At 73.5% G+C, this 3,014-nt stretch carries 4 protein-coding genes and 1 pseudogene; 2 read left to right on the top strand and 3 right to left on the bottom strand.

Annotated features, from left to right (window positions below; genetic code table 11):
* Both Q0444_RS08255 and Q0444_RS08250 read left to right on the top strand, forming a co-directional pair.
* A partial coding sequence (locus Q0444_RS08255) for an endonuclease/exonuclease/phosphatase family protein (RefSeq protein WP_367179750.1) occupies window positions 1-446 on the top strand: 446 nt, incomplete at its 5' end.
* Between the two features lie 15 nt (window positions 447-461).
* Window positions 462-1,013 carry a DUF732 domain-containing protein gene (locus Q0444_RS08250; RefSeq protein ID WP_299022873.1) on the top strand — a complete coding sequence of 184 codons (552 nt, stop codon included), beginning with the start codon at window positions 462-464 and terminating at the stop codon, window positions 1,011-1,013.
* A 27-nt stretch (window positions 1,014-1,040) separates the two neighbouring features.
* Here the strand turns inward: Q0444_RS08250 and Q0444_RS08245 are convergent, their stop codons facing one another.
* From Q0444_RS08245 to Q0444_RS08235, 3 genes and pseudogenes are all read right to left on the bottom strand, one after another.
* Window positions 1,041-1,850 carry a DUF1206 domain-containing protein gene (locus Q0444_RS08245; protein WP_291084297.1) on the bottom strand — a complete coding sequence of 270 codons (810 nt, stop codon included), beginning with the start codon at window positions 1,848-1,850 and terminating at the stop codon, window positions 1,041-1,043.
* Between the two features lie 29 nt (window positions 1,851-1,879).
* Complete coding sequence (locus tag Q0444_RS08240; RefSeq protein ID WP_291084294.1) at window positions 1,880-2,290, bottom strand: hypothetical protein; 411 nt, start codon at window positions 2,288-2,290, stop codon at window positions 1,880-1,882.
* A gap of 113 nt (window positions 2,291-2,403) precedes the next feature.
* Window positions 2,404-3,014: pseudogene (locus tag Q0444_RS08235) on the bottom strand (type I glutamate--ammonia ligase); the annotation flags it as partial.

The following is a 3,014-nucleotide window of genomic DNA, read 5'->3' as shown; positions in this document are numbered from 1 at the left end:
GGCGGGCCCGGGGTTTCGGCCGGGGGGCGGGGCCCCCCGCCGGGGGGGCCCCCGCCGGACCGGGGACGGTGGTGGCCGCGCCCCCGGTCGCTCCGGTCGTCGACGGACCCGCCGCGGTCGAGGAGGCCGACCGACTGCGCTCGTACCTCGGGGGTCTGCCCGGGCCCGCACCGGTGGTGGTGGGTGGGGACTTCAACGCCACCTGGGATCACGTCCGGTTCCGGAGCCTGCGGGGGCTCGGGTACACCGACTCGGTGTCGGGCGGGGGCGACGGCTGGGTGCCCACGTGGCCGGCGGATCGGCGGGTCCCCCCCCCCCCCAGCATCCACCACACCCCGGCGGGGGGGGGGGCCCCCGGGGGGGGGACCCCGACCCCCCGCCGGCGCGCCCCCCATCGTCCGGGCCTGTCCGCGACGGTGCGGCTTCCCGCGGACCGCGGTCGTTGACCTACCATGCGGACCATGAGTTCACGCATCCGCACAGCCGCCTCCGGGGTCGCCGCCGCCACGCTCGCCGTGGTCCTGGCGGGGTGTGGCGGGGGGACGGGCGAGGGGGGGGGGCCGGGGGGCTCCCCGGACGCGGGGGCGTCGCCCGGGTGGACGAGCGCCCCCCTCGCCGAGGGGGGGCCGGGGAGGCCCACCGGTCCCGTGACGCCTCCGCCCCCCACGGAGCCCCTGCCGGAACCGGCGCCCGGCGAGCCCGCGCCGGAGTCCGCGCCGGCGTCAGCGCCGGGCGTGCCGCCCCCGCCCGCACCGGGTGAGCCCGCGCCTCCGGCACCCGGGGGCGGCGACTTCGCGGCCCTGCTGCAGCGGCAGGACGTCGTCCTGCCGGCCGGCGTGGACCCGGCGGCCACCGCCATCGAGGCGTGCGGCCGCTTCGACCGCGGGGAACAGATGGACCAGGTCTCCGGATGGCTCGGTGAGTACGGCCGATTGGGTATCGAACAGCAGGGGTTCTTCCTCGGCGCCGCCGTGGGGACCTACTGCCCGGGCAACTTCCCCAAACTCGGCTGAGCGGCGCGTCCGGAGGACGCCCCCGCCTCACATCCGGGCGTACCTGGCCCGGCCAAAGGAGTAGACGCCGTAGAGGCCGATGCCGATGCCGGTGGCCACGAGCAGCACCTGCCCGAAGGGTTGTTCGCCGACCGTCCGCAACGCCGCGTCCAGCCCGCCGGCCTTCTCGGGGTCGGCGGTCACCACCGCCGCCACGATGAGGCCGCCGAGGATCACCAGGGCGACGCCCTTGGCCGTGTAGCCCAACTGCCCGGACACCACGAGGGCCCGCCCCACGTTGGCGCCTCCGGTCCGCTCGAGGTCCTCGACGAACTTCTTCGCCGCGCCCTTGTAGACGTGGTACCCGCCGACACCGATCACCGTCAGCCCGGCCACGACGAGGGCGGCTCTGCCCGGCCCCGACCCGAGCAGCCCGGCGGTGGCATCCGAGGCGGTCTCGGAGTCCGAGCTCGAACCCCCCGACGCGAACCGGGCCGTGGTGACCCCCAGCGCCAGGTAGACGACGGCCTTGGCGCCCGCCTTCACGCGGTCGGACGTTTCCTCCGGTCCGAGGACCACCTCCACGGCCTGCCACACGCCCAGCGCGACGAAGGCCGCCGCGCCCACCCAGAGCAGGATCTGCCCGCCCGGTGCCGCGGCGATCTCGGCCAGGGCGCCCGAGTTGGAGGCCTCGCCCCCGCCGGACCCGAGCGCGATCCGGATGGCGATCCACCCGATGAGGAGGTGGACGATGCCGTTCATGACGAACCCGGCGCGGGCGAGCCACTCGAGGGCGGGATGATCCACCGCGGTCCGGGCGGCGCCGGCAACCGAGCGCGGACGGTGAGATGAGGTCATGCCGTGAACTCTCCCACGACTTCGCCTCATTACCAGTCGATCTCGCCCAGGACCTCGTTGCGCCGACGGAGTTCGGCCACGCGGTGCTCGGCGGCGCGGTGCTCCTCCGAGCGGCGCCGGACCTGCTCGGCGAGCGCGTCCGCCTCGACCTCCGCCAGGAGCAGTTGGAGGCGGTCCTTCTGCTCGCGCAGCGTCTCCACCGACGTGTCCATGGCGATGAGTTTGCGCGAGCCGGCGGTGGCGTGGAGGAAGGGGTTCCGTTCGAGGATCAACCGCGCCTCCTCGGGGTCGACGACCCGGGACAGTTTGAGTAGGACCGGGTAGCCCTCTCCCTCCCGCGTGGGCCCCGGTTCGTGCTCCGGGTCCAACGCGGCGGCGACCACCTTGAGAGGTCTCGCCCGCGGGGAGGAACTCCGGAAGTCGACATCCTCCGCGTCCATCAGCGTCCAGCCCCTTCCTCTCTCCCGCCTGGTGGAGTGCAGGTCGTGGCCCAACCATAAACGCCCCGGCCGCAGTGGCCGGGGCGTTTACCGAGTCTCAGGGACGTGCCGGCTCAGCAGTCGTAGTAGAGCTCGAACTCGTGCGGGTGCGGGCGCAGGTTGACCGGGGCGATCTCCTTCTCGCGCTTGTACGCGATCCAGTTCTCGATGAGGTCCTCGGTGAACACGCCACCCGCGGTGAGGTACTCGTGGTCGGCCTCGAGCCGGTCGATCACGGCGGGCAGTGAGGTGGGGGCCTGCGGGATGTCGGCGGCCTCCTCCGGCGGGAGCTCGTAGAGGTCCTTGTCGACCGGCGCGAGCGGCTCGATCTTGTTCTTCACGCCGTCCAGACCCGCCATCATCATCGCCGCGAACGCGAAGTACGGGTTTCCGGAGGAGTCGGGGCAGCGGAACTCGATGCGCTTGGCCTTGGGGTTGTTGCCGGTGATCGGGATGCGGACGCAGGCCGAGCGGTTGCGCTGCGAGTAGACGAGGTTGATCGGCGCCTCGTAGCCCGGGACCAGCCGGTGGTACGAGTTGATCGTCGGGTTGGTGAACGCCAGCAGGGACGGCGCGTGGTGCAGGATGCCGCCGATGTAGTAGCGGGCGATGTCCGACAGCCCAGCGTAACCCGACTCGTCGTGGAACAGCGGCTTGCCGTCCTTCCACAGCGACTGGTGGGCGT

The organism is uncultured Dietzia sp. (genome assembly GCF_937873725.1).
In the GTDB taxonomy this organism is placed as follows: Bacteria; Actinomycetota; Actinomycetes; order Mycobacteriales; family Mycobacteriaceae; genus Dietzia.
Note: the sequence above shows the minus strand (reverse complement) of the source record. Positions and strands in the feature narration are given on the sequence as shown.